The sequence below is a fragment of the Ruoffia tabacinasalis genome, from assembly GCF_005864045.1.
GTDB lineage: Bacteria > Bacillota > Bacilli > Lactobacillales > Aerococcaceae > Ruoffia > Ruoffia tabacinasalis.
Window position 1 is genome coordinate 46,244 of sequence record NZ_VBSP01000014.1, and the last position, 6,676, is coordinate 52,919.

The following is a 6,676-nucleotide window of genomic DNA, read 5'->3' on the forward strand; positions in this document are numbered from 1 at the left end:
CACGTATTGGATTGTTAACTTTTGGGGATTATTGAAGTGAATTGATTAATTTCAATTATTCTATACAAAAATACCGCTACAAACAGCACAATTGTTTGTAGCGGTATTATTTAATTTCTAGGTTAATCTAGTCGTTAATTTATCTGAGTATTATTCAGCAGAAACTGATACGTCTTTCAAGCTTACGTTACCTAAAGCATCTGGCTCTAAGTTTTGTACGTGGTCTTGGATAACGTAGTTACTTGTGTAGTAGTATACTGGGATAACTGGCATTTCTTCCATGAAAATCGCTTCAGCATCTAATAACATTTGAGTACGAGCTGCTGGATCTTCTTCTGCAGCTGACTCATCAATTAAGTTTTTGTACTCTTCATTTTCCCAACCAGTATCGTTATTACCAGTATCGGCAGTACGGTACATGTCTAAGAATGAGATAGCGTCGTTGAAGTCAGCAATCCATCCCATACGTCCTACTTGGTAATCAAGAACGTTTAGACGGTCTAAGTATACTTGCCATTCAGTTGAGTCAATCTCAGCGTTAATTCCTAAGTTTGTAGCCCAGCCAGATTGGATAAATTGAGCAATTGTTGAGTGAGCTTCACTGTCGTTAATTGAGATGTTAACAGTAATTTCACTAGGATCTGAAATTCCTAATTCTTCCATAGCTAATGCTAAGTATTCATTAGCTTCGTCGAATGCTGCATCTTGCATGTAGCCACGGTCTTCCTCGAATCCTTCGATTGTTGGAGGTACAACACCTAATGCAGGTAATTGTCCACCTTTAATTACGTTATCAATTAAACCTTGACGGTCAATTGCTAATGATAATGCTTTACGTAAGTTAACGTTTTGCATTAATTCATCTGTCGTATTTAATTTGTACCAGTAGATTGCTGCGTAAGGAACTGTGTTTAGTTCTTCATTAGCACGGTACATGTCGATTGAGTCTAGAGAAACTGTTCCGTAAGGCGTACCTAAGTAATCTAAGTTACCAGCTTGGAATTCAGCGTTAGCTGTTGATTCTTGCTCGATAATTTGGATGTTAACTGTTTCTAAAGCAACGTTATCAGCGTCCCAATATTCAGCGTTTTTAGCTAATACTAAGTCACTGTTGTGGTTCCATGTATCTAAGTTGAACGCACCGTTAGTTACATATGTTTCACCAGCTTCAGCAGCCCAACCAGTAGAGTCGGCTTCAACTGTTGCTTGATGAACTGGCATGTAAGTGTAGAATGAAGTTAATTCTAAGAAGTATGGTGTAGGGTTGTTTAATGTTACTTCTAATGTGTAGTCATCTACAGCAGTAACTCCTACAGCGTCTTCTTCGCCTTCACCTGAGTTAAATTCTTCAGCACCAGCAATTGGGTAAAGAATAGAAGCATATTGAGAAGCAGTTTCAGGGTTTAAAGCACGCTTCCATGAAAACTCGAAATCATTTGCAGTAACTGGGTCTCCATTTGACCAAGTTGAATCTTGACGTAAAGTGAATGTCCAAGTAAGGCCATCTTCACTCTCTTCCCATGATTCAGCAACACCTGGTTCAATTTCACCATGGTTATTGTGTGTTAATCCTTCAAAAACGTTACGGATGATTGATCCTGATGTCGAATCTGTTGCTAAAGCAGGGTCTAATGTAGGTGGCTCTGTTCCTAGGGATAAGTTAAGTGTTGCAGCATCTTGCGCAGATGCAGTTGTTTGTGCTAACGGCGCTACACTTAATAAAAATAAACTAACTAATGTAAGTACTCGTAAGAACTTTTTCATTAATGTTCCTCCTTTTAATTTATATCTAATAATATACAGTATATATGAGAGTTTAACAAGGGGAATTGTCATTTTTTTTTAATTTTTAAGCGTTTTAACGGCTGGTATACTCATATTTTAATCTTTAAGGAGGTATTTAATTTTTAAATAAGTAAACTTCTAATCTTATCAATATGCTCCTGTACTTTCTCAGGTGCAGGTCCACCGTCCACTTGTCGACGTTTAACACAAGCTGTTAAATCGATCGCATCATAAATATCCTCTTCGAATAAAGCATGCTCTTCTTTATACTCTGCCAGACTCAAAGTTTCTAAGGTTTGATTTGTTTCTTCACAGTACTGAATAATATTACCTGTTACTTGGTAGGCGTCACGAAACGGCAAACCTTTAGCTGTTAAGTAGTCCGCACAATCCGTTGCATTAATGAAACCCGTACTTGCTGCTTTGTACATTACTTCCTTATTAGCAATCGTTTCATCAATCATTGAAGGTAATAAAGAAAGCATCATCTTCACAGTATCAATCGCATCAAATAAACGTTCCTTCTCCTCTTGAATATCCTTGTTATATGCTAAAGGTATTCCTTTCATAATCGTTAACACACTCATTAAATCACCGAACACACGCCCGGATTTCCCTCTAAATAGTTCATGAATATCCGCGTTCTTTTTCTGAGGCATAATCGATGAACCCGTCGAGAATGTGTCTTTTAAGGCCAGAAACTTAAACTCTTGTGAAGTCCAAATAATCACTTCTTCGCTATATCGACTTAAGTGCATGCTTAATATAGAGAATGCCGATAATAATTCCAAACTATAATCTCGGTCCGACACTGCGTCTAAACTATTATTTGAATAATTGCTAAACCCTAACAATTCAGTTGTATATGCACGGTCTAGAGGAAAAGTCGTCGTTGCTAAGGCACCCGCACCTAAAGGCATCGTCTCTTTAATCCGTTTGGCAGCATCTTTAATTCGTCCATAATCTCGGTAGAACATCTCAACGTAAGCCATTAGATAATGACCATAGGTTATCGGTTGTGCCCGTTGTAAGTGTGTGTAACTTGGCATAATCGTCTCAAGATGCTCTTGTGCTTCATCAGTGAAGGCAAGTATCACTTTTTCTAAGGCTTCTATAATCCACTCAACTTCATCTAAGGCATATATTTTCATCGCTGTAGCTACTTGATCGTTACGGCTTCTGCCTGTATGTATTTTCTTTCCGATATCACCTAATCTTCGTGTTAATTCTGCTTCGATAAAGCTATGAATGTCCTCTTCATTTAAATCAATTTGAAGTGTCTGATTTGCGTATTCTTCGCGCATTGATGATAGTTCCGCTACTAATTGCTTAGCCTCATCCGATTCTATGATGTGTTGTTTGCCTAACATCTGGGCATGTGCCATACTTCCCCGTAAATCTGCATCAAATAATCGGATATCGATTAAAATTGATTGATTAAACTCGTAAGCTGAATTTGACATTTCCTGATGATATTCATTACTCCAAAGTGCCATATATCCTCTTCCTTTTTTTGAATAAAACTTATAGAAGTCCTAGTTTCTTTTGAATCTTAGTTGGTAACGTAATCACATTAATATATCCTTGGGCATCATGGTGATCGAATAAATCATCTTCACCAAAGCCTGATACATCTTCATCAAATAGAGCAAATTCACTCTTTAAGCCGAGTGGTAACATATTGCCTTTGTATAATTTCAATTTAACATCACCGGTAACAGTCTTTTGTGTATGATTCATAAAGGCTAATATCGAATCACTTGCCATTGAATACCACTGTCCATTGTAGATTAATTCAGCGAATTCAACGGCCAAGTGTTGCTTCAATTTAATCGTTTCTTTTGTTAGTGTTAAGCTTTCTAGACGCTCATGGGCCCCCATTAATAGAGTCGCTCCTGGTGTCTCATAAATCCCTCTGGATTTCATTCCAATCGTTCTGTCTTCAATCCAATCAAGGACACCAATACCGTGTTTTCCTGCAATTACATTTAAAGTTTCTAAGACTTCGTGAGGTTTCAATTCTTTGCCATTGACTGCCGTTGCTTTCCCTTGTTCAAAGGTAATTTCAACAATTTCAGCTTCATCCGGTGTATTTTCTAAGGCGTTCGCTATATTAAGAATGCTTGAGTAATCGACCGCATTCTTAGGACTTTCGATGTCTCCGCCTTCGTGGCTAATATGCATTAAGTTTTCATCTTCAGAATAAATCTTCTCAATTGTTGAAGTCACTGGCACACCTTTTAATTCAGCATATTTAAGTGCATCTTCACGAGATTTAATATCCCAAATACGCCAAGGTGCAACAATCTTCATCTCTGGATCGAAAGCTGCGATTCCAGTTTCAAAACGAACTTGGTCGTTCCCTTTACCCGTACAGCCATGACAAATTGCAGTAGCGCCTTCTTTATGAGCCACAGCGACCAATTCTTTGGCAATTAATGGACGTGCCAGCGCAGTACCTAATAAGTAAGTCCCTTGGTATTTCAAGTTACTTGAGATTGCCGGATAAATATATTCTTCTGCTAAAACATCTGCTACATGCGGATTGTAGAACTTACTTGCTCCTGAAGCGATGGCTTTTTTCTCTACTGCTTCCCAATCTTCTTTTTGCCCCACATCAACACACACCGCAATGATATCCGCATCATAATTCTCCTTTAACCATGGAATAGTAATCGACGTGTCCAATCCACCTGAATAGGCTAATACAATTTTATCTTTACACATATTCATTCTCCTTTTAATTTCATGTTTGTTAATTGTTTACCATATTCTATTGCGACGGTAAGTAACATCTTTAAACCTACTGTTAATGCACTTTCATCAATATTAAATTTTGGATGATGAAGAGGGTATTGCGTTTCCTTCGTATGGTTATGACTTCCAATCATTGCAAAGGTAGCTGGTATGACTTGGCTATAGGCTGAAAAGTCCTCACCGAACATATCAGGCTTTCTTTCAATGACATTGACGTCTAAAGAATTTCTGACAATATCCTGTAAGAGTGTGGTCTTGACATCATCATTATGCACTGATCGAGCACCTACTTCGTAACTAAACTTATAACCCACACCATAGGCTCCACAGATTCCTTCTAATATTTGTTTCATGCTGTCTTCAATGTGTTTTGGAACATCTGCATCAAAGGTTCTAATATTCCCTCCAAACTCTAAAGTATCGGGAATGATATTTAATGAAATACTATTTCCTGCTTTAATATATGTGTTTGATACAACCGCTGATTGTTGCGCATCAATATGTTGTGACGGAATCTCATTAAATGCTTGAATGAGTTTACTCGCAATGTTTATAGGATTAATTGCTTTAGACGGCGTTGATGCATGTCCGCCTAGTCCATATATAATCACTTTATAACCATCTGAGTTGGTTGTAACAGGTCCTTTTTTTATATCAACCGTACCGACCTCAAGTTCAGGTAAGACGTGTTGACCATATATATAATCCAAGTTATCTAAAGCTCCCGTTGCCATAATTTGACTTGCTCCACCAGGTGGTAATTCCTCTGCGTGTTGGAAGATACAGTAAATCTCACCCACTAACCTATCATAGTGATCATCTAACCACTGACATGCTGTCATTAACATGGCTGTGTGGCCATCATGACCACACGCATGCATCACACCATTATTCGTTGAGCAATAATCTAAATCTGTTAATTCTTCTTGTATAGGGAGGGCATCGATGTCTGCTCGTAACCCAATACGGCTCCCAGGTTTCTTCGATTTAAAAACGCCAATGACACTTGTTTGGGTGGATTTAATAATCTCAACATGATCTAAGGATTGAAGAAAGCTTTCAATGTATTCCACCGTCTTAAATTCGTTAAATGAGGTTTCAGGATGTTGGTGTAAGTACCGTCTACGTTCAAGTAAATCATCTGTGTATTGTTCTAAATTATTAAAATATTCAAGTGTCATCTTTATCTCTCCTATTACTGTTCTTGAGCTTTACTTGCTTTATCAATATTATCTTCAAAAACTTTATCTAAGTCGCCATTTTCTTTTGCTTCTGTAATTACTTTATCTACGACTTCAAGTAACTCTGAATTACCTTTTGTCATTGCTACTGACGTTCCTAGCAATTCATTATTAATTTCAATACCTTCAACGACTGAAACGACATCTCCATAATTTGTTAAGTATTGTTGCAGCGTTAAATCTGACATAAAGATGGCATCTACCTTTTTGGCTTTTAGCCCCTCAATTAAATCTCCATTTTTACCCATAGATACTAGTTCTATTTCTGGCATATTCTCTTTTAAGAAAATTTCTTGCGTTGAAGTTAACAAAGCACCCACTCGTTTACCATTAAAATCTTCTAAGGATTTAAAATTATCCACTTGATCACTTGCAACTGCAAACTGACTCACAGGCTCATAATATGAAACTGAAAAATCTACGACTTTGGCACGCTCTTCTGTGTTCGACATACCAGAAATAATTAAGTCAATTTTATTTGTATTCAATGTCGGGATCAATGAATCGAAAGCCCGGTTATCAATGACTAACTCGACTCCGATCTCATCGGCAATCATTTGGGCAAGTGAGGCATCAATGCCGACTACAACAGCTTCTCCGTCCACAACTTCCACCCATTCAAACGGTGGATACTCAGCATTCATTCCAACAACTATCTGACCTTTTTCTTTGATTTCAGCTAACGTCGCTGCCTTAATATTTACCGCAGAAGTTAAAAACATCCCTACAACAAAAGCTAAAATTATTTTACTTATTTTTTTCATTTCGCCGATTGTAAAATTAAGCTAGACAACTAAAACAGCCATTTGTGGTACACTCAACTTGTAATTCCGACCAAAGAATACAAAGGAGTGACCACAAATGACCTACACCCATCTTACCACGGATGAACT

General features: G+C 37.6%; 5 protein-coding genes. All 5 read right to left on the reverse strand.

What is annotated here, in order from left to right; genetic code table 11:
- Positions 1–150: 150 nt before the first annotated feature.
- The 5 genes from FEZ33_RS05510 to FEZ33_RS05530 all read right to left on the reverse strand — a co-directional run bounded on the left by FEZ33_RS05510 (position 151) and on the right by FEZ33_RS05530 (position 6,547).
- The gene (locus FEZ33_RS05510) at positions 151–1,764 is read right to left on the reverse strand and encodes a peptide ABC transporter substrate-binding protein (RefSeq protein ID WP_138404406.1); all 1,614 of its coding nucleotides are present in this window, start codon (positions 1,762–1,764) and stop codon (positions 151–153) included.
- Positions 1,765–1,907: 143 nt separating this feature from the next.
- Positions 1,908–3,281: an argininosuccinate lyase gene (gene argH, locus FEZ33_RS05515; protein WP_138404407.1), complete on the reverse strand. Its 1,374-nt coding sequence runs from the start codon at positions 3,279–3,281 to the stop codon at positions 1,908–1,910.
- Between the two features lie 28 nt (positions 3,282–3,309).
- On the reverse strand, positions 3,310–4,512 hold the full coding sequence (locus FEZ33_RS05520; protein ID WP_138404408.1) for an argininosuccinate synthase: 1,203 nt from the start codon (positions 4,510–4,512) through the stop codon (positions 3,310–3,312).
- Between the two features lie 2 nt (positions 4,513–4,514).
- The gene (locus FEZ33_RS05525; RefSeq protein ID WP_138404409.1) at positions 4,515–5,723 is read right to left on the reverse strand and encodes a M20 metallopeptidase family protein; all 1,209 of its coding nucleotides are present in this window, start codon (positions 5,721–5,723) and stop codon (positions 4,515–4,517) included.
- Between the two features lie 14 nt (positions 5,724–5,737).
- On the reverse strand, positions 5,738–6,547 hold the full coding sequence (locus FEZ33_RS05530; protein WP_138404410.1) for a transporter substrate-binding domain-containing protein: 810 nt from the start codon (positions 6,545–6,547) through the stop codon (positions 5,738–5,740).
- Positions 6,548–6,676 lie beyond the last annotated feature (129 nt).